Raw genomic sequence first — 22,314 nt, 5'->3', positions numbered from 1 at the left:
TGTTTATTATTTTGTCTTTCCTGATGCTGTTCAATCTGCCAGTGTATAGCGCATGCTTTTACAAAAACTTAATTGAAAGCGATTGCTAGATTAGCTTTTAGAATTAACTTATTCAATATATTTGTAGCATAATAAAATGCTTTATTTTTATTACTTTAACAGTGAGATCTGTTTGTTGTTCACTTTTTTAATATCGGTCAGATAACAATTAAAGTGGCGGTTCAAACAAGTGGCGGGTGGATTCCATTTGCTGATGGAGTATTCTCAGCACAAAGATACCGTGCTCGCGTCTACGGTAAAAATGGCGTGCCGTTGGTGATCATGGCGCCTAACATTCTCTCCAATCTCTGGATAGACCGGGCCCATTAGTGGTGAATTGGCCAGCAGAACTAATACTTTCTCCAGGTCTTTGGTATAGGCATCATTCCACTGAACCCTAAGGGTCAGATCCAATTGTTACTGTATTTGTACTGAACTGCGGCAATAACCGGCATTTTTGTCGCTCTGGTGACTCAGCACAGTCGGCACGCGCCAGTTCAATGCAATGCTTTGGGGTATTGGTATAAACCATTACCTTATCGTGCAACCACTGGCGTGATTGCAACTCACATTCGTTATAACCCTGCGCTTGCAGGTAACTGGCCGAAGGGAAGTGAATAAGTTGCGGCAAAATTACCGCCAGGCCCAGCCCGATAAAAAATACCTGACTTGCTCGCCTGTTTTGTCTTGGCGTTACCGTTTTTCCCTGCAATTTGCGCCCGCCAAAGTACAACAACATGCTGCCAATTAGTGCGGCTCCGAAACAATAAAAAGCACCTTTGTTTATCGTTACTGCGGCGGCATCAGTAAGCAGCCCATTTAGTAAAACCAGAAGGTAGTACCCAAAGTAGCCAAACCCAAAGGCAGTTAGTAGCGCAAACACTCCCAGACCAATGGCAAGTTGCCATGGGGCCAGTTCGTTCTCATCTTTGTGCATTAATACAGCCTTGGCGATAGAAAGCGATCTAATTGATGTTTCGCGGCATCAATAATAATTCTTCGTGCAGAGTCAACAACGTAGTCAAGCACTGGCTTTGCAGCACGAGAAGCCGCTTGCGATGCTCTGTTCTGTATATCCCGGCGCAATTGTTGAGCGTAATTCTGTGATCTTTCAGAAAGCTCTTCTAATCCTCTGACAACTTTATCCGATATACCAAAATGTTCATCTAAATAGTTAAGAGCTGGAGTTAATGCCAAGCCTACCAGCACCACAGCCGCTATAGGGCCAACCGCAATCCCTATGGCTGCACCTACTGCAATTGCCCCCCAGGCTACACCCGCGGTAATCGCGACTTTTACAACATCGACAGCTAAGTAGCCAATCAACTGAGTTAATGTGGCCTCATCGCGCAAAAAGAAATCGGCGATTCGGTAAGCCCCAACCAAAACAACGGTAAGAATTCCACCTGATCTGACAGCAGCTTGTGCAGCATGTTTACCTAAACCTAAGGCCATTACCTGAGTATTGTTTGCCAGATAGCGGGTGCCGGTCAGAATTCTGCGTAATCCGGCATGGCCTTTGAGAATGATATAAGACTTACCATTGTATGATTTAACGTAGGCCTGCCCTAGGCCACCTAATGCATAACCGAGCTGGGCCAGTTTGGTCATATCACCACCTAAGGCAAGATAGTTGGCCCCGAATTCAATGCTACCTTTAATTTGCTCCCAAAGCGTTTTTGCTTCGGGATTCCCTCTAGCTGCCTGACTATTGACAATTTCGTCCATCATTTCCGGGGAAATAACACAAACCTCGTGTTGGTTTTCTTGAATCACCTGTTGCATACAGCGTTTTTGTTGATCCGTAAGCATAAAAATTCCTTATGATAGGTGCAGATTCTTTCGATGGATTCTATACATCACGCTTTATTTGTTCAAATTAAATTTACATAAAAATTACTTGGTCGATTGGGTCGTACTTTAGAATCGGGGGCCTAAAATCGGGGTCAGATAACAATTAAATTAAAAGTGCGGGGGGAGTTAGGTGCTGCCAAACTGCTACTTAGCTAAACCGCACCTGCTGCAAATGCGGGTTAGCCGTTGTTACTTGCAGCAGCGTTATCTGATCCAGCAGCACCAGCTGCTCAGTATCGTTTTGCCGGATCACCAGGCATTCCTGCCGGTTGTCGTTATAGCGGGTAGTGACAGCAGTGCCGGTTAGCTCGGTACCCGAGCTTAGCGTCAGCTTTAACGGGTAATGGTACAGGCAGACTATTTCAATATAGTCGTGTAAATCGCAATTAAGCATAATGCCTCCGCTTAACCTGATGACACATTATTATTAAGGAATTTTCGCCTTTTTGGCCGGAAACGCTGCCAGAGCAGCACTATGCCACTTAAGGTAAACAGCAGGGCGCTGGCTGAAAATGCAATAAGCCACGGGCTGTTAAAGTTACTGCGATCCTGATAATCCATAATATGCAGCATCCAGAAAAAATCGAACCAGCGCCAGTTGTTGGTACGTATTCTGAGCACGGCACCGGTGGCCGGATCCAGATAAAAACGGCTGTTATCGCTGTCGGCAAATTGCAGTTGCCACAGCGGTGCGGTCAGCTGTTGCACTTCCTGTGGTAGCTGCTGCAACAAGCGGGCAGTTTGCAGCTCACCCTTGCCCTGATACTGCGCCTGGGCCAGTTGCCGAATATCCTGCTCGGTCAGAACGGTCAAAGTTTTGCCACTTGCTGCGCTATAGCGATAAAGCTGGCCGCCATCATTAACCAGATAGACCGGTAGCGCAGTAAGCTGATTATGTTGCCAGCTAAGACGCTGGCTCAGGCTAAAGCTGGCTTCTTTGCTATGGCGCTGCAACACCTGTTGCGGGCTGACTGTTGCCTGCTGCCAGGGTGTGCTGACAACCCGGCGTAAATGTTCGCCCCGCACCTGTTCGATCGGCAAAATAGCCATAACCAGACCACTTAAAAACCACAGCGCGATCTGAACCACCAGAATAAGCCCCAACCAGTTGTGCAGGCTGCGGAAAAATTTCGCCATTTTTTGTTATTCTTTATTATCTGATAAGTTATCAGAACAGAAAATCAGTACCGCTGTAAAGCAGCAATTGCTGCGGCAAAGTGCCGAATTTTGATTTGGAAAAAAACTTACCAGCAGAATATTGCCTATGCTGTTATCTGCAATTGTTGACGCCATGGGCCGGGAAACCAAGGAACTCGTATTTTATGTTAAAGAGTAAAGCATTGTCAGCCGAGACCTGGCTGGACCGGCTGGATCGTTCTTCTTATGCTCTACCGCTACTGTTTTTGTTGTCGATGGCTGAAACTCTGATAATACCGATACCGATTGAAACCATCCTGATCCCGTGGATGCTAAGCCATCCGGGCCGACGCTGGATTATTGCCACCGTGGCACTGGCCGGCAACCTTACCGCTGCCGCGGGTGGATACTGGTTGGGTGTGCTGGCCATGGAGCAGTGGGGCGATACGCTGGTTGGGCTGTTTGGTGGTGCAGAGGCCTTTGACAGCTTCAGCAGCGAAATTGAAAACAACGGCTTCAGTGCCATTCTGGCTGTGGGTATCAGCCCCACACCATTACAAATAGCTATGTTAGCCGCCGGTGCAACCGGTTATTCGTTCCTGCTGTTTTTGCTGGCTGTCGGTATTTCGCGTTCCACCCGCTATTATGGTCTGGCATTACTGGTACATTTTGCCGGCGACAAAGCGATGAAGTTGTGGCAGCGCTATTCTAAACAAATTGGCGCTATGTTATTTGTCCTGGCAATTGGCTGGTTATGGTTTCAGTTCAGATAATTAGCCATAATCACCAGATAATAGTGTTTTTGCACCAATCTGAAATTTAATTAAATTTTAAGTTATTGAATTTAAGCGCTTTTAATTTAGGCATTTAACTTGCTACAGTCTTGCCGGCTATTTCAATCAATAACAAACAAAAAAGGACACAATATGAAAACCGGTATACTAAGTGTGGCAGCTGCCTTGCTGCTAAGTGGCTGTATAGTTTATGTTGGCAATGGCCATGCAGACGACAGGCTGCATGAAGAGCGTAATCTTAGCCTTAGTGCTGAAAATCTTAACCAGCTGGTGGCAGATACCGGCGCCGGCAAGCTGGACATAATCGGCGAAGAAGGGCGCGAGCTTATCGAGTTGCAAGCCAGTATTTATTATTACGACAGTGAGGATATTCGCTTGTCGCTGATTCGCCGCGGCAATGATGCAGTGCTGGAAGCCGGTTTTGCCAGCAGTTCTTACAATGGTAACAGCCCCTATATTGATGTTGTGGTAAAAGTTCCGGCCCGGCTGGCACTTACCCTGGATGATGGCTCGGGAGATGCCGACATCCGCGGCTTACAGGGCGATTTGAATATTGAAGATGGCTCAGGTGCGCTGCGGATTAGTGGTGGTAATAATGCCAAAGTGGTTGATGGTTCCGGTGAGCTTTATATCAGCCAGTTACAGGGTAATTTAGTACTTGAAGACGGCTCGGGCGATGCCGATATCCGTCAGGTTAAAGGCAACGTCACGGTGGAAGATGGTTCGGGCGATCTGATGATCAGTGACATTGGCGGCGTGGTGACGGTTGATGATGGCTCAGGTGATATTAATGTCAACGGTGCCGGTGGCCTGACGATTCTGGATAGTGGCTCGGGTGGTTTAAAAATAAACGCCATCAACGGCCCGGTAAAAATTAACGACTAAGCCCAGGGCGTGTTGGCACAAGTGGCTATTATACCTAAAGCCTTTGTGCCACCGCGCTGATATTACCTTTATAACCGATAGCCAAACCGCGCTGGTTAAAAACAGCTATTGCTGCATTATCATTCCCTTGCTAGCATCAGTTAACAATTATTACGAGACATGTTATGCACTGGGTGCGATATTTATTACCTTTGCTGTTACTGATTGCTGTGCAGGCCGTTGGCCAGCAACGATATTCAGAGGGGGCCTGTATTTTGCTGGACCAGCAGGTTCAGCGTTTTAGTCACATGCCGCAAAGCAGCAGTTATCGCAATGCCAAAAGCGAATATGATAAGCACTGCAACAAGCCCAGCCGGCCTGTGCCGCCAAAACCTGCCCCCCAGCAAGCTGAACCCGTGGTGGTTAAGCCAGCTGAGCCTGAGCCGCAGCAGCAAATTACCCCGGCAGAGATTACTCAGCCAACGCCGGTAGAGTCTGCAAATACTGCCGCCGACCCGGCACAGCCTGAAACAAGCCCGCCAGCAGTGACCGTTGCTTCACCTGCTGTAGTTGCTGAACAATTGCTGCAGGCAGAACCTGAAGAAGATAAACCAGCAGAACCGGAACCCGCAGTGGCTGAACCAAATACCCTGGCGGAGCCCATGTTGCCGGTGCCGGTTGTTATTCCAACAGACGACAGGGGACTGCCGGCTGACTGGTGGCGGCCTGCTAATTTAATAAACCTGGTGTTAGCCAACCTGCCTCTGATCATTGCCAATATTTTCGCTTTTTTACTGGCTGTTTTTTTAGTGACGAATTGGCTTGGTCTTAACTTACCGGGCTTTAAAGGTATTTTTGCTGAGTATAAATTAAACCGGCTGCTGCGCTGGCGTCTGGCCCGTGGCTATCGCCATTTTCGCAAGCTGAAATTACTCACCGCCAAAGAAGAACTGGTGGTGGTTGATCACCTGGTGCTTAGCCCGTTTGGTATTTTTGTGATTATGGTTAAAGGCTACCGTGGCAGCATTTTTGGTGACGTAGCCGAGGCCAATTGGCTACGGCAGTATTTTGGCAATAAAAAGCAGTTTATGAATCCGCTGCATCAGAACTTTAAGCATGTTGAAGCGATAAAACATCACTTAGAACTGCAAGGCACGCCGTTAGCCCAACACGTGCATTCGGTTATTGCCTTTAGCCGGCTTGCCCAGTTTAAAACCGAGATGCCGGCCAATGTAACTTACCTCGATACGGCACCGGCCTACCTGAAAAAGTTCGAAGAGCCCTGTTTTGATGACGATCAGCTGAATCGGTTTGCCGCGTTACTGCGCCAGGCCAGTACCGCCAATTAAGGTGTCAGGCCTGGCTGTTCCAGTAAGGTCAGATATAAGCGTAAATCCAGCTCCAGCTGATGATAAGCGGGCTCCATATGCAGGCACAGCTTATAAAAGGCTTTGTTGTGATCTTTTTCCCGCAGGTGGGCCAGTTCGTGTACCACCACCATTTGCAATAGCGGCAGTGGCAGTTGCTTCAGCAGCGCTGCCACCCGTATTTCATTTTTACTCTTTAATTTGCCACCCTGCACCCGGCTAATTTGGGTGTGGGTACCCAGTGCGTTATTAATCACATGAATTTTCGGGTCAAACACTACCTTGCTTACCGGCTCACTGCTTTTCAGCCATTGCCGTTTTAATGCCATAGTAAGCTCGTACAAGGCTTTATCGGTTTGCACCGGATGACTCTGTTCCGGGTAGCGTTGTTGTAATACCGTACCCAGCTTGTTGTCAGACAGCAGCTGACGCACCTGCTGTTGCAAGCTATCAGAATAATGACGAAGGTAGAGCAGGTCTTGCATGCTTAATGCTCGGCTGATATTAATGTTGGTTGTGTGCCATGCGGCCAGGGCACGCAGATTTCCTGTGCAAGCTTATGACAGAGCTTATCGTCGGTCAGGTAAGGGTGCTCGCCGGTATAGGGGTTACGATAACGATCAGTGTTGAGGTCTGCCGCGCTGTTTGCATGCACCATGGCATGAAGTAACTGTAATTGCAGATCCATTTCAAGTTTATTCGTCAATATTGGAATAAAACGAGGTGTCGCTGTATAAGCCAGTAATGATCCAACAATATTACGGTAATTGTAAAGCACGTGACGCCATGGCTGCGAGGCTAATTTTGCTTTTTTATTAAACGCTTTTATTTGCTCCTCAGACTTTTCTACGGCTGCAAGTAACGCCATTGGGGCAATATCTTCGCTTAGCATTTTTGTTTGGTAAAATTTCGCCATGATATTAACGGTCATATTCGGTTTATAACTAAAATTGTTGTTATTTTGTGCCTGCAGTGCGTTTTGAATAGCATTTATCTGATCCGCAAATTCATACCGCCAAACATTATTCATTAAACGTTCTGTATTTGATAACGGCGAGAGAGCAGTATCGAAAACCGCCCATTCTGTGAAGCCGGCATGTTGTAATTTTACAAGCAATGGCTGATATAAAGATTCGGTATGAATAATTGGCAAAACATGCAGGATCATTTCTCCGCTGCTGTGCATTAATGAGCGCTCAATGGTCAGTAATACAGTCAATTTGGCGGCGGCTTTATCCAGCTTATTGTCAGTAATTAAGTAATAGATTTCATTGGCAGCCAGCCGATACAGCCTGATTAGTTCCTCAATTTCGGGTTGGGTGATAAAAGTGTCTACATTTGTAAAGTTATCGAAGTTAACCAGCTGGTAGAATGCAGTGAGGCTGGCCTGATATTGTTGAATAACTAACTCAGTTTCCTGGCGCTGAACAAGCATCAGTTGCTGACAATCGGCCGTTGCTAATTCACAGCTTAAAGTTGCTAAGTCTAAAGTCTTTAAACCCGGTAAACCCGGGTAGTGCAGCGGGCTGCTTTGATACGTTTTGTCCTGCACCGCCTGCTGATAACGTTGTAAGGCGTTTGCATAATCGGCCCCGGTCTGGTTTAAGCCTAGCAAATAGATAATCGCGTTATTTTCTAAATCAGGCTGCTGCTCAGTAAGCTTTAACCATGCTTGAGCCTCTGGTAGCAACGGATCATCCCGGAATAACTGATACGAAAAATACAGTAGCAACACAACCAGCATCGCAATTACTAATCGCTGCATTTTTGTCCTAATGAGTTATTGGCAAAATAAAACCAACATTAGCATAGCCGGAGTTAAGCTTATAACCATTACGTCATAATCAGCAGCGTGCTGCTGGCTCTGGCGGCTGACCGTCAATCAGGCAAGCGCTGAAACGTCGCTTTGGTATTGGAAGCCATAAAGTAGCTTTGCCATTGCTGCAGCGGCAACTTGTATTGCACGGTTTGATCTTTATAGCTCACGGTGGTGAGACCGTCGGGTTGCCAGTCCAGGTGAATTAACACCGCTTCGCCGGGTTTGATATCACTGGCCAGCGCTTTACGAAAGGGTTTATAGCCCGGCATGATATATTCGATCATCAGCAAGGCGCTGTCGGCATCTTTGGGCTGCAGCAACGATACCCGCAGGTAGTCGTTGTCCGGATCGCCAATCTGCACGTTGGCATAGGCGGTGACAGTGTTATCGTCTGCCGCAATCGGGGTTAGTGACATATTAAAGCTAACGCTGGCCGGTGCCATTTCCAGCGGCAGCGGGTACAGGCCAAATTGTCCCGGTGGTACATTAAGTGCCAGGATGCCGGGCTTTATCTTGCCCGCGTTGTCGGCAAGCAGGCCGGGCGCCGGTGACATACTATGGTCGGGCGTCTCGCTTATCCGGTAGAGCGTGGCAATGCTGCCATCTTCTGTTCTGAGGCTAAGCTGAGTTTCGCTCTGGCTAAGCACTTTATTGCAGAGATTCTGATCGTCAGGGGTATAGGGCCGTTCGGTAACGATATCGAATGATTTATAGATCAGATTGAGACATAACTGATCGCTATGCTGGCGCCAGTAACCGGTAGCAATATATAGCAAATCATCATTAACCCCATAACCATACACTTCGCCGTTAGCAAAATATGACACATAGCTGCTACAGGTTTTACCGGCATCTGTGGATTGGCACCATTTGCCCGGCTTGGCGGCGGCGAAGGGGGGGAACAACACGACTATTGACGACAATATCAGTGCAAAACAAAAGGTATACTTCATCATTACCTCTACTACGTTAAATCTACTACGCTACAGCTACTGTGTTAAAGCTACTGCGCCTTCACAATAATCAGCAATCGTACGAAAAGCAACCGGTTATTTATTGCTCGCGGCGGCTGGTTTAAGCTGTAATGCAGGGGTAATGTTGCAGGCTGGCGACGGTATTGTGTGCCAGAATCTCATTTGTTCTTGTTTATGCTCATGTTACTGTATTTGCTTTATGGTGCAGCGGCCACAGTAACGTTGTCGCCTGACCTGACAAATTGTCACAACCAGCAGGTAATTTTTTTTCACCAGCCTGATTAAACTTTTTCTGGCAGGCGTTAGTTTTTTGCAGAATATGGAGATCCTATGCACACTGCCACTCTGTTGCTAATCATGTTAAGTGCCGGCCTGGCCAGTCAATGGCTAGCCTGGCGTATCCGGATCCCCGCAATTGTTATCTTAATTGCCACCGGCCTTATTCTGGGGCCGGTTACCGGCGTGATTGAACTGGCCATGTCGCAAACTGAACTGACCGAGCTGATAGGCATGGGCGTAGCAATTATTCTGTTTGAAGGCGGCATGGACCTGAAACTGGGCGAATTTCGCCGGGTGGGCCATGGTATTGGTCGTTTAACCGTAGTGGCACCACCGTTAGCCTGGATTTTCGGCGCAGTCGCAGCACACTATGTTGCCGGCCTGAGCTGGCCGGTGTCGTGGGTGCTGGGGGCAATTTTAGTAGTAACCGGCCCGACTGTTATTCTGCCCCTGTTGCAACAGGCCCGGCTTAATCGCGAGTCTTCTTCTCTGCTGAAGTGGGAGGGCATCGTTAACGACCCGGTTGGCGTATTGCTGGCGGTACTGACTTTTCAGTACTTTACTCTGGCTGGCAGCAACTGGTCACAGGTTGTCACCGGCCTGGGTACTGCAATTGCCGTAGCGGCGGTGCTGGGTGGCGCTGGTGGCTGGCTGACAGGTTGGCTGTACCGGCGCGGCGCCGTACCGGCGAATTTAAAGGCGCCGTTGCTAATGGTGTGGGTGCTGGCAGCTTACTGGCTGAGTAACCAGTTTCAGCATGAGGCTGGTTTGCTGACGGTGACCGTGATGGGCCTGGTGATTGGCAATATGAAACTGGTTGAACGTGACCCGCTGCGCCGGTTTAAAGAAAACCTGACAGTAGTACTGCTCTCGGTATTGTTTATTGTTATTCCGTCACAACTGAACATTGAGCAACTGGATCTTCTGAACTGGCGGGTGGTTGCTTTTGTGCTGGCGTTACTGGTGCTGGTGCGGCCACTAAGCATCCTGCTGGCCACCCTGGGGGCGCCGATGCGGCGCAACGATAAAATGCTGTTAGCCTGGATAGCGCCCCGCGGCATAGTAGCGGCGGCTACCGCTGGTATTTTCGGGCCGGCACTGGTCGACGCCGGTTATCCGGACGCTGAAGCGCTGCTGCCGATTGTGTTTCTGATTATTATCGTCACGGTCCTGGCTCATGGCCTTACCCTGGCACCGTTGGCGCAGAAAATGTCGCTTGCCGCAAAAGAAGAAAACGGCCTGCTGATTGTTGGCGCATCGCCGTGGACTCTGGCATTGGCGCAGACGTTAAAAAAGCTGAAAGTAGATGTTGTGGTCGCCGATGGCTCTTATCAGCGACTAAAGCCAGTCAGGATGAATGGCATTAAGATTTATTATGGTGAGATTTTATCTGAACATGCAGAGCATGAGCTGGAAGATGAACATCTGAGTTTTCTGTTAGTGGCCACCGACAATTATTACTATAATGCGCTGGTCTGTAAGGCACAGGGTCATGAGTTCGGCCATCATCGTACCTTTCAGCTGGCACCGCATCAGGAATCAGATATGCGGCATAAACGGCTGACTCTGCAACAACGCGGCTATTTTTCCTTCGAAGCGACCACCGATTACTATAGCCTGCAGCAACGACTGACAGAAGGCTGGACCATCCAGACTACCCGCCTGACCAAAGATTTCGATTTAGACCGCTTACAGGGCCGGTTAGGGAAACCGGGAAAAGACTGGATTTTACTTGGTTGTGTGTCTGCCGGAGGCGAGTTAAAAATTTACTCTTGTGAGCAGCGCTTTAAACCAAGCCTCGGCTGGACCCTGGTGTATTTTGCCGACGAGAGTAAAGCGCTGACTGCCGACAGCCCCGCGGTGGCAACTGAGGCTGCCGCTGAATGAACAGCTATTGCCAGCCACTACGGTGTTGCCAATGAAAAATAGCGCTGATTTAACTGCACTGCTGCAACATTTATTAACCGAGTGCCGGCCACTTTATCATCAGGGTAAAGTGGCCAATTATATTCCGGCCCTGGCGCAGGTAGCAACCGATCAGGCGGCAGTGGCAATTGCCACCCTGGATGGTCAGGTGCACAGTGCCGGTGACGCCAGGCAGAATTTTTCGTTGCAGAGCATCTCGAAAATTTTCGGGCTGGTGATGGCAATGAACCGGCTGGACGATGAGCTGTGGCAGCGGGTTAATATGGAGCCCTCCGGACAGCCATTTAATTCAATCGTGCAGCTGGAATGGGAGCAGGGCATTCCGCGTAATCCGGTGATTAATGCCGGTGCTATTCTGGTTTCGGATGTACTGGTCAGTCATTACTCGGCCAGCAAAACCGCTTTTTTAACGTTTTTACGCCGGTTGACCGGTGAAGAAAATATTTATGCTGATCAGCAGGTGTATCTGTCAGAGCTGGAGCATGGTAACCGCAACGCGGCACTGGCTTATCTGATGAAAAGCTTTGGCAATATTGAAGCTGACGTGCCGTTGGTGCTGGAGCATTACTTTCATCAGTGTGCTACCGCAATTAACTGTCAGCAGCTGGCGCAAAGCCTGCTTTTTCTGGCCAATCGCGGAGTACAGCCGCATAGCAACGAGCAAATTTGCAGCCGGCGCGATGCGCACCGGGTTAATGCCATTTTATCCACCAGTGGTATGTATGATCAGTCTGGCGAGTTTGCCTTTAAAGTCGGTTTACCAGCCAAAAGCGGGGTCGGCGGCGCTATCGTTGCAATAGTGCCGCAGTTTGGGGTTATCACGGCCTGGAGCCCACCGCTGAACCGGTTTGGTAATTCGGTGGTTGCTATGCAACTTATCAGCAAGCTGGCAGACGAGCTGGGGCTGTCGCTCTTTTAACCAGGGCCAGCTGCTCAGCGCTTGTACTGGGTAGGGCAATAAGCACGGCTGATATCCGGGTGGCGTAATTTAAGGTGTTTACTGCTACGGCCGCTGACCCGGGTTCGCCACAACCGGAACGAGCCGGGTTTTAACTCGCGCCGCATCAGTTTTATTACGTCCGGCTCGCCTAAACCATATAACCGGGCAATGGCTTCAAATGGCGTGCGATCTTCCCAGGCCATTTCAATGATTCGCGATAAATCTGCCGCGCTGAAAGTGTCGTTCATAATGCTGTATCCTGGTTGCTTTGGATAAACTGATCACCCAATAAGCCTGCCCCTAAATGCCCAACCTTAACGTAAATAAGTGCGCCTTCTGCTTTAGTAAAAGGCGTATGCTGGCTGTAGCGGGGGCTGCGCAGCCAGCTGCCTGCCGGGTATTGTCCAGACTCATCACAAAACAACCCCTCAAGCACCAGTATTTCCTCGCCACCAACATGAATGTGCCGGTTAAATTGGGTGTCCGGCGCCCAGCGTACCAGTGCAGTACTGACGCCATCGTGCTCATGTAACGGTAAAACGGATAACCCCGGCACTAAACCTGCCCGCCATGGTTGCTGGCGTGTATCAATAACCAGTTGTTGGGTATCAGTAGCGGCAAACTGCCACAGTTTGACCAGTAAGGTACAACCCTGTTCAGAAAAGGGCTGATGGGATGTTCCGGGCGGGTTACGTAAATAGGTCCCGGCCGGATAATCACCATGTTCGTCACTGAACACACCATCCAGCACCAGGATTTCCTCGCCGCCATTATGGGTATGGCTACTATAGCCACTGCCGGCAGCATAGCGCACGATGCTGGTAGCCCGGGCCACTTCGCCGCCTGCCCGGTCCAGCATCATCCGGCTGACGCCGGCCAGAGGGGACGCTACAAACTGATATTGCTGAGGTAGTATTACCGCACGCTTACTGAAGTCACTGTTTAGCTGCATCGCTAACTAACCTTAACCAAAATGGCAAAAACACAATTTATTGCCATCGGCATCTTTAACATAAGCGCCGTAAAATTTGCCGGCGATGCGCTGACCCGGTGCGCCGTCGCAACTGGCACCAAGGGCAATTGCTTTCTGATACAGCGCGTCTACCTGCTGTTTTGAGCCAGGCTGAAACGACACCATATTACCATTACCCGGGGTAGCAGGTTCTTTGTTAAACGGCTCACAAATTGCCAGCATCGGCTGGGCCATACTTTTGCCGAAAAAGGCAATCCGGCCCATGTCCAGCAGCGCCTTGGCGCCAAACTCTGCCAATAACTCGTTATAAAAAGCTTTGGCGGCGGTTAAATTATTTACACCCAGGGTAACGTAACTGATCATTGGCAAGTCTCCGGTAGCTTAAGATTATTGATTCAACGTGCAGTATACGTAAATAGCCAGCTTTTGGCGCAGTGGGCTGTCGGCTTATTTCTGATGGCGATCACTGACGCCAAATATATTTTTAACTATTTTCCCCAAAAAGCATATTCCTGCCCCTATTTTGGGATTTACTGTTGGAAAATAATAAGCATTGCTTCTACAGTTGGGGCTAATGTCAAAAAACTACTGATTTAGCATGTAAGTTTTATGTCTTACTTGCTAATAAAAGGGTAACGCACAGTATGGATACTTTTCAGTTAAGCCAGCTGCAGGATGCTATTGTCCATTCAGCAGTGGATGTCATCATTGTCATTGATCAGCGCGGCTTAATCTGTTTTTTTTCACCGTCGGCCGAAACATTATTTGGTTATAAAGCGGAAGAGTGCATCGGCCAGAATGTACACATGCTGATGCCTGAACCGTTTCACAGTGAACATGATGGTTATCTGAAAAATTACGTTCGTGATAAAAGACCGGCAAAAATTATTGGTATAGGCCGCGATGTTACAGGCAAGCGAAAAGATAACTCGGTATTTCCGATGCATCTTTCGGTCGGAGAGGCAAAAGTTAACGGCAAACCGTATTTTGTCGGCATTTGTCATGACTTATCTGCCTATCAGGCCAGTGTAAAGGCCCACTTAAATTTGCAGTCAGTACAGGATGCGCTGTTAGAGGCGGCGGTTGACGGCATTATTTCTATTGATGAATGGGGGGTGGTGCAGAGTTTTAATCGCGGCGCTGAACAGTTGTTCGGTTATAACAAGCAGGAGGTTATTGGCAATAATGTCAGCATGCTGATGACAAAGCAGCACCAAGATCAGCATGATAGTTTTATTCACAATTATAAAACGACCGGCAAAGCCAAAATTATTGGTATTGGCCGCGATGTGCAGGCTAAGCGCAAAGATGGCACCGTATTTCCTATGCATTTGTCGGTAGGTGAATCGGTTACCGAGCAGGGGCGGATTTTTGTTGGCGTATGCCATGATCTGTCAGAGTTTAAAGCGGTACTGCAGCGGCTGATAACGGCTGAGCAACGCTATCGCGATATTGTCCAAAACCAGAAAGAATTTATTTGCCGGTTAAGTAAAAATTCACGGCTCACTTTTGTTAATAATGCCTTCAGCCGGCAATTGAACCAGCAATTATTTCAGATGCTGGGTATCTCCATTTTTGAGTTTATTCATGCTGATGAAAGACACAATGTTGAGGCGTTACTGGCACAATTACGGCAAGGCGGACAGCAACAAACTGTCTCGCTATCGGTGCGAATGCTTGGCGCTGATAATGCCGTGCACTGGGTTGACTGGACCTTCAGCAGTCTTGCCGGCCAGTCTGAGTCCGGCGATGAGATCCAGGGCGTGGGTATTGATATTACCGAGCAGGTAAAAGCAAAAAATCATGCGAAATTTCTGACCAGCTTTGACGCGCTAACGGGCTTACTGAATAAAGAAGGCTTAATGGAGCAGTTCAGCCGACGGTCTGATCCAAACGAGCTTTGTGCGGTGTTGTTTATAGATTGCCATCGCTTCAGGTTGATCAATGAAAAATACGGTTATGAATGCGGCGATTTAATGCTGATTGAGGCGGCCCACCGGCTGAAAAATCTGTTACCGGCAGGTGCCCTGGCCTGCCGGCCTGGCGCAGATGATTTTATCGTATTACTGCCGTTAGCAGAACGCAGCGATTTACTGCCCTTTGTGTACCAGTTGATTGAACAATGTACCGAGCCCTACTGGCTGGCCCAGGAAAAAATAGCGCCATCAATCTGTGTCGGTATCAGTATTTGTCCGGATGATTCGAGTCAGTTTCCGGCGTTGATCCAGCAGGCTGAATCTGCAATGTTTGATGCCAAACAGCAGGGTTTGCCGTTGCGGATGTATCATGAAGATATTCACAGCGCACTGACCCGCAGACTGGAAATAGAGCAGGGCTTAAGACGAGCACTGGAACACAATTTACTGAATGTGGTAATGCAACCTAAGTACAGTTTAAATAATGGCAAAACCACTGGCTACGAAGCGTTAGTGCGCTGGCACGACGCTAACCTGGGTACTGTGGCGCCGGATGTGTTTGTGGCAGTGGCAGAAGCGGTAAATCTGGGAAAACAACTGGACCGCTGGGTTATTGATACCGTGTTGCAGCAGCTAAGCCTTTGGCAACAAGCCGGTTTGCAACCGCAACCCGTTGCAGTAAATATTACCAGCAAGCATTTTTCGGATCCGCAGCTTTACCATCACATTATGGCAAAACTGCAGCAGTTGCAGCTGGACCCGTCGGGCTTACAATTGGAAATTACCGAAGGGGTGGCAATGGATAAGTCGCCAACCACTTTGAATAACCTGAACGCTTTTCGCAGCGCCGGAATTAAAATTGCTATTGATGATTTTGGTACAGGTTACTCCTCGCTATCGTATCTGACGTCGTTACCCATTGATTTTATTAAAATTGACAAAACCTTCGTCCAGGCGCTGGAAAGTGATCACAACCTTAGCCTGGTAAAAGCAATGTTAGCCATGGCCAAAGCAATTACGGTACCGGTGATCGCTGAGGGGATTGAAACCGAGGCCCAGCAACAACTGCTGGCGTCGCTCGGCTGTGAATTTGGCCAGGGCTTTTTATATGCCAAACCCACTGCCCTGGCAGAAATAGAGCAGCAGTTACGTGCTGGCCACTAATTCAGTTGTTTTATAATCAACACATCACAGGGCGTATGCCGGCTTAAATAGTGCGCCGTATCGCCAAACAGCATTGAGCTGATGCTATTCAGGTGGCTGTTACCAATAATGGCCAGCTGGCACTGATAATTCTGCACTGCTTTGGGGATTTCATCGTCGGGCAGGCCTTCGCTCAGATGCACCGTATCAGCGGCTAACTGATGCGCTGTCAGGTAAGGCGACAGCTTAGCAGTGTGCTGCTGCTGAATATCGGGCAGCGGCGCAAAACCATGATTGCTGTCGTATGGCAGGCTCATACTGTAATCGTCAGCCTGATAGCAATTCAGCACATGCAATTGCTTGCTGTGCTGCTGCACCAGCTGCTCGCCAATTGACAGGATGGTATCGTTTAATTGATGTTGCTGACGGGCGCTGCCATCAACATCCAGGCAGGCAAGAATACTCAGCTCTGTGGCTGCTGTCGATGGTTTGACCAGCCAGACCGGCAGCTCACAGCTGCTGATCAGATAATGCTCTATATCCGGGATAAGCCAGGACAACATGCTGCGCTTCGGTTGCTGCTGTTTAATAATCAGGCTGATACTCTGCTGCTGCAGCAACTGGTCAATGGCTTGCCGGGCGGGTTGTTGCCAGTCGATGATGATCTTACTGGCGCCACGCTCTGCCGGTAGCCTTGCCTCGCTGATTTGCTGGAGCAATTGCCGGCGGTAATGCGCCGCTTGCTGCGCAAGATCAGGCTGCGGCTGCTTTTTATACCATGAACAGAACAATGTCAGTTTGCTCTGGTGCTGCTTTGCCAGGCTGATTGCTCTGGTAAGTACCTGTTCGTCATCAGCCTGATTTTGCAGTACAACCAGTAAGTGCCTAAATGTATGTTTCATAAAATTATCCGGTTTATCTGTCCGTTATTGCCATCATGACAATGCGTCAGCCATACCGCTTAACTGGGCTGTTATAGTAGTAAGCGGATTTGGTCGGATAAAAAGACAACAGAAACAAAAAAATTAAAACAGGTGCTACATTGCCTGCGTTAACCAGGCTTTTGCCAGCTTAGTGTTACGTTCGATGGTTTTGCCGGATACACCATATAAATCACCAATCTGGGCCGGGCTTAAACCGGCAAAGAATTGCAAATCGAGGATATCGGCTTTTTGCTGGTCAAATTCGGCCAGTGCTTCCATTGCATTGTGCAGGCCGATAATACTGCTGCTGTCAGCGACTCCCAGCGCATCATCTGTCAGGGTAACCTGCAGAAAGCCATCGCCGCGCTTGGCAGCATTGCGGGCCCTGGCATGGTCCACCAGAATACGGCGCATAATATTGCCGGCCAGCCGGAAAAAATGTAACCGGTCCTGATATTCTACATCTGCCTGCATCAGGCTGATAAAGGCCTCATTGACCAGGGCTGTTGCCTGCAATGTATGGTTTGGCCGCTCCTGCCGCATATATTTAGCCGCCAGCTGATGCAGCTTATCCTGCACCAGCATGCTCAGTTGCTGCTCTGCGTCTAAATCGCCTTCCCGCCATTGACCAAGCAGGGTAGTAAGGTCGGTTTGTTCCTTAACGTTAGACATCAGGTGATTTTCAACTAGGCTGTTATGGGACTATCAGTATAGACCCATTTTAACTAATGTAGAAAAGCCGGGGGTTAACACTAATGGACAAGCTGCTGTGGCAGAAAGTTGAGCAACTGTATTATCAGGCACTGGAGTTGCCTGCTGCCGGGCGCGAAACTTTTATTAGACAGCAGAGCAATGGTGATGCCGGGCTTTACCAGGCGCTGCAGCGCTTGCTGGCCAGTGAAGGCCAGACTCTGCAGCTGCAGGATATGCTGGCTGCCGAGGCCGCCAAGCTGGTTGCCAGCCAGCAGGATTTAACCGGCGATACCCTGGGCCGGTACCAGTTAGTGCGCCAGCTTGGCCGTGGCGGCATGGGTACCGTTTATCTGGCAGAGCGGGCCGATCAGCAGTTTGAAAAGCAGGTGGCGGTTAAGGTTATTGGTACGACGTTGGTTAATCCGGTGTTATTGCACGCTTTTAAAACAGAGCGCCAGATCTTAGCTGATCTGGAGCATCCGGCCATTTCCCGGCTGCTGGATGGTGGTACCACCGGTGATGGTATGCCTTATTTGGTGATGGAGTATGTTAAAGGTGAGCCGATAGACCAGTATTGCGCGGCGCGGCTGTTATCGTTAACGGCAAGGCTGCAACTGTTTGTTAAAGTGGCTGCTGCAGTCGCTTTTGCCCATCAGAAAATGGTGGTGCACTGCGATCTTAAACCATCCAATATTCTGATTGATCAGTATGGCGAACCAAAGTTACTGGATTTCGGCATTGCCCGCTTGCTGAACCGGGCTACCAGCATGGAGACAGCCAGGACACATGGCCAGCTTGGCTTAACATTGGATTATGCCAGTCCGGAGCAACAGCAGGGCAAGCCAGTGTCTGCCCTGAGCGATGTATATGCGCTGGGGCGGGTATTGCAGAAATTACTGCCAACAGACAACAGCGACATCAACTGCATTATTCAGCGGGCGTTGCAGCCTGAACCGGCCGGGCGCTATCAGTCTGTTGCTGCGCTGGCCGATGATATAAAACGCTTACTGGGCAAACGGCCGCTGCGGGCGCGGCCAGACAGCTGGTGGTATCGCAGCCGGATGTTTGTCCGGCGCAATACGGCCAGCAGTGCCCTGGCTGCGGTGATACTTTGTGGTATTACTGCGTTTAGCGCCGCGTTCTGGCAACAGGCACAACTGGTAAAGCAGGAGCGGGACAGTGCCCGGCTGCAGCGCGATAAAGCAATGGCTATTACCGAATTTGTGACCGGGATGCTCGGCAAAGTTGACCCCAGCGAAGCACAGGGCACTGAACCAAAAGTGCGGGATGTACTGGATGAAGCCAGCAACCAGCTGGCAACGCAAAGCGACCATGCGCTGAGCGGGCAACCTGAAGTCGCTGCGGCCATTCACCGGATCATCGGCCGTACCTATCATTCCCTCGGGCTGTTGCCTGCCGCCCGGCAACATCTGGAACAAGCCAGCCAACTGGCGTTGCAGCATAACTTTACGGGCACCGAGCTGTACTGGCAAATTCTGACCAACCTGTCTTACATCTATAAGGATCAGTTTAAGACTGACAAGGTGCTCGACCTGAACTATCAGGCATTGCAACTGGCTGAACAGCTGTATGGCAGGGACCATAAAATAACCCTGGGCTCAATTGGTAATCTGGCCGCCGCGTATATGGACGCCGGCGAGCTGGAAAAGGCAGAGCAAATGTGGCTGCGGCTATATCAGGACAGGATCAAAGTGTTGGGTGAAGAGCATCAGGATATTATTAATTCGCTGGCCAACCTTGGCGTGATTAATCATTGGCTGGGCCGGTATCAGCAGGCCGAGCACTACTACAAAAGCTGTTTTGAGATGGCAAAGCGTCAGTTGGGCCAGCGCCACCCGACCACCTTAACCTGCATGAGCACGCTGGGCTCGGTTTATGAAAGTTCCGGCCAGTACGCCGAGGCTGCGCCGATAATCACTGAACATATTGAACTGGCAACTGAGGTATTAGGTGCCTTGCATCCGGCGACGCTACGCTCCAAACATAATCTGGCCGATAGCTACCGGGGCCTGGAGCGCTATGCTGAGGCCGATACACTATTCAGAGAGGTATTGGCGCAGCGCAGCGACGTGCTGGGCAGTGACAATATTGAAACCCTGCAAAGCCAGATGAAGTTAGCAAGAGTGTTACGGCTGCAGCAACAGTTTATTGAAGCCGAACAGCTGGTGCTGGATGCGTATAGCAAACAACAAACTCAATTAGGCGAGGCGCATCCGACAACGCTGATCACGGCACAAATTCTGGCCGATACTTATCTGGCACAGCAAAAAGCGGCTGCGGCGCTGCAATTATATCAACAGATTGTTGCGCTGCGAGGTGACGAAAACCATGATCATCCTGATGTTATCGATACCTGGGCCGGTATGGCCAGAGCGTATTTGTTGCAGGGTAAACCACAGCAGGCTGGCGAAGCGCTGCAACAGGCTGATAGCATCGCGACGCGGCATCCGGAGAAAACAAGCGCTAATTTGCAGCAGGCGACGCTGGCGTTGCAGCAGTATGATGCCGCGCGTTAGCATCAACGTTATCTTAAAATGTCGCTATTGAGTTTTCGGCAGCGTCAGTAAAGTATAAATCAGCCATTTTGCGGTGCTTGCGGCAACAGGATCAACACATCAAGGCCAAGCTGATTGTTAGCACTGAACGAAATACTGCCGCTATGCAGCTCAATAATATGTTTCACAATAGATAACCCCAGGCCGGCCCCCTCAATTTGCTGATGCTGCTGATGCCGGTAAAACCGGTTGCCGAGCCGGCTGGTCTCTGCCTTGGTACTACCGCTGTTTATAATGTTAATCATAATTTGTTGCTGTTTGTTGCGACTGGTCTGAACTTTCACGGTACCATCAGCTGGCGAATACTTAGCGGCGTTATCCAGCACATTGCGCATTACACTTTGCAGTAGCGTGTCGTCACCATATATCTGACAACTATCATCAAGCTCCAGTTGCCAGTTTACTTTATCCAGCAATTTCATCGGCAGTTGCGACAGACTGTGATGTAGCAGCGAGCTCACTGGTATTGCTGTGCAGTCGGGCTGTTGCAGATGATCGAGCCTGGCAATCGACAGCAACTGATTAATCAGATGCGACATCCGTTTGCTGCCTTCTGTAATGGCATTTACTGCTTCAGTTACTTCAGCCGGATCACTGGCGCTGCTCAGATTTTGCGCATGCAGTTGTAAAATACTCAGCGGCGTGCGTAATTCATGCGAGGCGTCAGCAATAAAGCGTTTTTCCTGCTGTAAGTAGCGACGGATCCGTTGCAGTAACCTGTTTATTGCGCTTTGGATGGGTTGCAGTTCCAACGGCAGCGCAAGTTGTATTTCATGCAGTTGTTCCGGGGTTTTGTCAGCGACCTGCTGTTGCAGCAGCTGCAGCGGTCGTAATACCAGTCTAATCACCAGATAAATTAACAGGCTAAGGGGCAGCATCATAAACAGAATAGGCCTGACCTGAGCCTGGGCAATATGCGCGCCCAGCTCTTCGCGGATATCTTCGCGCTGGGCAGTGAATATCCACAAATCCTGCTCGGGCACAAAATAGCTAAAGGTCACCCACAGGGTGTTATGCTCGGTGATCTCGTGATAGCCGGCCTGTCGTTGCGGGGTCGGGAATTGCAACGCATTCTCCGATAGCATAATCAGTTTATCGCCCTGCTGGGCCTGAAAAGCAATTTTGCCCTCATACTTATGGCCATCGAGCAGCCTCTCCTGCTGGGCGCTTAATGTTTCACCCATTTCAGTAATATGTGGCACCGCGATAACCAGCGGTTCAGTATTGGTTTGCGGAATAGGGTTGCTGCTTAGCAACAGACTGATTAACTTAGCACTGCGGGCCAGTTCGGCATCGTAAATTTCATCCAGTTCGTGCAATGCATCGTGGTAGGCGATCCAGGCATTTAAGCTTAAAGTGCCAAGCATCAGTAAATTAATACCCAACAGCAGATAAAATTTAATACTATTAAACGCCATACTGGCTTACCAGCATATAGCCAACGCCACGCACTGTTTTAATCACATCGGCTGAGAGCTTTTTACGTAAATTGTGAATATGGACCTCGATAGCATTACTTTCATTATCACCATCCCAACCGTAGCTGAGTTCTTCCAGTTGCTGGCGCGATAAAATCCGGTCGGGTTTTAGCATAAATTCTTTTAGCAGCATAAATTCGCGTCGGGTCAGCGTGACATCATGCTGCTGAAACTGGCATTGGTGGTTCTGCAAATTCAGGCTGATGCCGGCCAGGTGCAGCCTGTCGTCGGTGCGCTGTTGCTGACGACGGCATAATACTCTGATCCGTGCTTCAAGTTCTAACACATCAATGGGTTTGACCAGATAGTCATCGGCACCACTGTTTAATGCTGCAAGCTTGGTTTCCAGCTGGCTTTGGGCGGTCAGCACCAAAATGGGTATGGTAATTGCCGCCTGCCGTAACTGAGCAATGATCTCCAGCGCAAAGCCATCAGGCAGCCCTAAATCGAGGATTATCAGCGCAAAATTATTGTCCTTTGCTGCCAGCATCGCCTGTTTACCTGTAGTGCAGTGTTCAGGCTGATATCCCATGCGTTTCAGGCGGGTAATCATACCCTGGGCCAGCAACTCATCATCTTCTACCAGTAAAATGCGCATGTCAGTTTTCCGTTTGAACAA

The 22,314-nt window shown here is 49.4% G+C and carries 21 protein-coding genes; 7 read left to right on the top strand and 14 right to left on the bottom strand.

Translation table 11 applies throughout. The annotated features are described in order from the left end of the window. Positions 1-436: 436 nt before the first annotated feature. The 4 genes from R3187_RS05030 to R3187_RS05015 all read right to left on the bottom strand — a co-directional run bounded on the left by R3187_RS05030 (position 437) and on the right by R3187_RS05015 (position 3,030). On the bottom strand, positions 437-976 hold the full coding sequence (locus R3187_RS05030; RefSeq protein WP_318965611.1) for a hypothetical protein: 540 nt from the start codon (positions 974-976) through the stop codon (positions 437-439). Next, a complete protein-coding gene (locus R3187_RS05025) occupies positions 976-1,851 on the bottom strand; it encodes a hypothetical protein (RefSeq protein WP_318965610.1) in 876 nt (291 codons plus the stop codon). The genes R3187_RS05030 and R3187_RS05025 overlap by 1 nt, the downstream gene beginning before the upstream one ends. Before the next feature lie 190 nt (positions 1,852-2,041). Then, on the bottom strand, positions 2,042-2,287 hold the full coding sequence (locus R3187_RS05020) for a Rho-binding antiterminator (RefSeq protein WP_318965609.1): 246 nt from the start codon (positions 2,285-2,287) through the stop codon (positions 2,042-2,044). A gap of 11 nt (positions 2,288-2,298) precedes the next feature. Beyond that, positions 2,299-3,030: a PepSY domain-containing protein gene (locus R3187_RS05015; RefSeq protein ID WP_318965608.1), complete on the bottom strand. Its 732-nt coding sequence runs from the start codon at positions 3,028-3,030 to the stop codon at positions 2,299-2,301. 185 nt (positions 3,031-3,215) lie between these two features. On the opposite strand from R3187_RS05015, the gene R3187_RS05010 reads away from it, so the two are divergent. From R3187_RS05010 to R3187_RS05000, 3 genes are all read left to right on the top strand, one after another. Continuing rightward, entirely contained in the window at positions 3,216-3,803 is a 588-nt protein-coding gene (locus R3187_RS05010; protein WP_318965607.1) for a hypothetical protein, read from the top strand. Positions 3,804-3,956: 153 nt separating this feature from the next. Next, positions 3,957-4,709 carry a DUF4097 family beta strand repeat-containing protein gene (locus tag R3187_RS05005; protein ID WP_318965606.1) on the top strand — a complete coding sequence of 251 codons (753 nt, stop codon included), beginning with the start codon at positions 3,957-3,959 and terminating at the stop codon, positions 4,707-4,709. Positions 4,710-4,873: 164 nt separating this feature from the next. Further along, entirely contained in the window at positions 4,874-6,037 is a 1,164-nt protein-coding gene (locus R3187_RS05000) for a nuclease-related domain-containing protein (protein WP_318965605.1), read from the top strand. Here R3187_RS05000 and R3187_RS04995 read toward each other — a convergent pair. The 3 genes from R3187_RS04995 to R3187_RS04985 form a co-directional block, all read right to left on the bottom strand. Continuing rightward, positions 6,034-6,540: a YgjP-like metallopeptidase domain-containing protein gene (locus R3187_RS04995; protein ID WP_318965604.1), complete on the bottom strand. Its 507-nt coding sequence runs from the start codon at positions 6,538-6,540 to the stop codon at positions 6,034-6,036. The genes R3187_RS05000 and R3187_RS04995 overlap by 4 nt on opposite strands. Positions 6,541-6,542: 2 nt before the next feature. Beyond that, complete coding sequence (locus R3187_RS04990) at positions 6,543-7,490, bottom strand: hypothetical protein (RefSeq protein WP_318965603.1); 948 nt, start codon at positions 7,488-7,490, stop codon at positions 6,543-6,545. Between the two features lie 443 nt (positions 7,491-7,933). After that, positions 7,934-8,830 carry a hypothetical protein gene (locus R3187_RS04985; RefSeq protein WP_318965602.1) on the bottom strand — a complete coding sequence of 299 codons (897 nt, stop codon included), beginning with the start codon at positions 8,828-8,830 and terminating at the stop codon, positions 7,934-7,936. Positions 8,831-9,178: 348 nt separating this feature from the next. On the opposite strand from R3187_RS04985, the gene R3187_RS04980 reads away from it, so the two are divergent. Further along, positions 9,179-11,014: a sodium:proton antiporter gene (locus R3187_RS04980; RefSeq protein ID WP_318965601.1), complete on the top strand. Its 1,836-nt coding sequence runs from the start codon at positions 9,179-9,181 to the stop codon at positions 11,012-11,014. 31 nt (positions 11,015-11,045) lie between these two features. After that, positions 11,046-11,972 carry a glutaminase B gene (gene glsB / locus R3187_RS04975; protein ID WP_318965600.1) on the top strand — a complete coding sequence of 309 codons (927 nt, stop codon included), beginning with the start codon at positions 11,046-11,048 and terminating at the stop codon, positions 11,970-11,972. 14 nt (positions 11,973-11,986) lie between these two features. Here glsB and R3187_RS04970 read toward each other — a convergent pair whose 3' ends face one another. The 3 genes from R3187_RS04970 to R3187_RS04960 are packed head-to-tail and all read right to left on the bottom strand — an operon-like array spanning position 11,987 to position 13,329. Continuing rightward, positions 11,987-12,241, bottom strand: coding sequence for a TIGR03643 family protein (locus R3187_RS04970; RefSeq protein WP_318965599.1), 255 nt, complete (start codon positions 12,239-12,241; stop codon positions 11,987-11,989). Continuing rightward, complete coding sequence (locus R3187_RS04965) at positions 12,238-12,945, bottom strand: cupin domain-containing protein (protein WP_318965598.1); 708 nt, start codon at positions 12,943-12,945, stop codon at positions 12,238-12,240. The genes R3187_RS04970 and R3187_RS04965 overlap by 4 nt, the downstream gene beginning before the upstream one ends. 12 nt (positions 12,946-12,957) lie before the next feature. Further along, positions 12,958-13,329, bottom strand: a complete 372-nt coding sequence (locus R3187_RS04960; RefSeq protein WP_318965597.1) for a VOC family protein — start codon at positions 13,327-13,329, stop codon at positions 12,958-12,960. Between the two features lie 281 nt (positions 13,330-13,610). On the opposite strand from R3187_RS04960, the gene R3187_RS04955 reads away from it, so the two are divergent. Then, positions 13,611-16,046: an EAL domain-containing protein gene (locus R3187_RS04955; RefSeq protein ID WP_318965596.1), complete on the top strand. Its 2,436-nt coding sequence runs from the start codon at positions 13,611-13,613 to the stop codon at positions 16,044-16,046. Here R3187_RS04955 and R3187_RS04950 read toward each other — a convergent pair. Both R3187_RS04950 and R3187_RS04945 read right to left on the bottom strand, forming a co-directional pair. Continuing rightward, positions 16,043-16,927: a universal stress protein gene (locus R3187_RS04950; RefSeq protein ID WP_318965595.1), complete on the bottom strand. Its 885-nt coding sequence runs from the start codon at positions 16,925-16,927 to the stop codon at positions 16,043-16,045. The genes R3187_RS04955 and R3187_RS04950 overlap by 4 nt on opposite strands. A gap of 135 nt (positions 16,928-17,062) precedes the next feature. Then, positions 17,063-17,620, bottom strand: coding sequence for an ECF-type sigma factor (locus R3187_RS04945; protein WP_318965594.1), 558 nt, complete (start codon positions 17,618-17,620; stop codon positions 17,063-17,065). 83 nt (positions 17,621-17,703) lie between these two features. Here R3187_RS04945 and R3187_RS04940 point away from each other — a divergent pair, with 83 nt between their 5' ends. Continuing rightward, the gene (locus R3187_RS04940) at positions 17,704-20,178 is read left to right on the top strand and encodes a tetratricopeptide repeat protein (RefSeq protein ID WP_318965593.1); all 2,475 of its coding nucleotides are present in this window, start codon (positions 17,704-17,706) and stop codon (positions 20,176-20,178) included. A 59-nt stretch (positions 20,179-20,237) separates the two neighbouring features. On the opposite strand, the gene R3187_RS04935 is transcribed toward R3187_RS04940, so the two are convergent. Next, positions 20,238-21,635, bottom strand: coding sequence for a sensor histidine kinase (locus tag R3187_RS04935; RefSeq protein WP_318965592.1), 1,398 nt, complete (start codon positions 21,633-21,635; stop codon positions 20,238-20,240). Then, positions 21,625-22,293, bottom strand: a complete 669-nt coding sequence (locus R3187_RS04930) for a response regulator (RefSeq protein WP_318965591.1) — start codon at positions 22,291-22,293, stop codon at positions 21,625-21,627. The genes R3187_RS04935 and R3187_RS04930 overlap by 11 nt, the downstream gene beginning before the upstream one ends. Positions 22,294-22,314: the final 21 nt, after the last annotated feature.

Origin of the sequence: Arsukibacterium sp. (genome assembly GCF_033721375.1) — a bacterium.
Taxonomy (GTDB): Bacteria; Pseudomonadota; Gammaproteobacteria; order Enterobacterales; family Alteromonadaceae; genus Alishewanella.
Note: the sequence above shows the minus strand (reverse complement) of the source record. Positions and strands in the feature narration are given on the sequence as shown.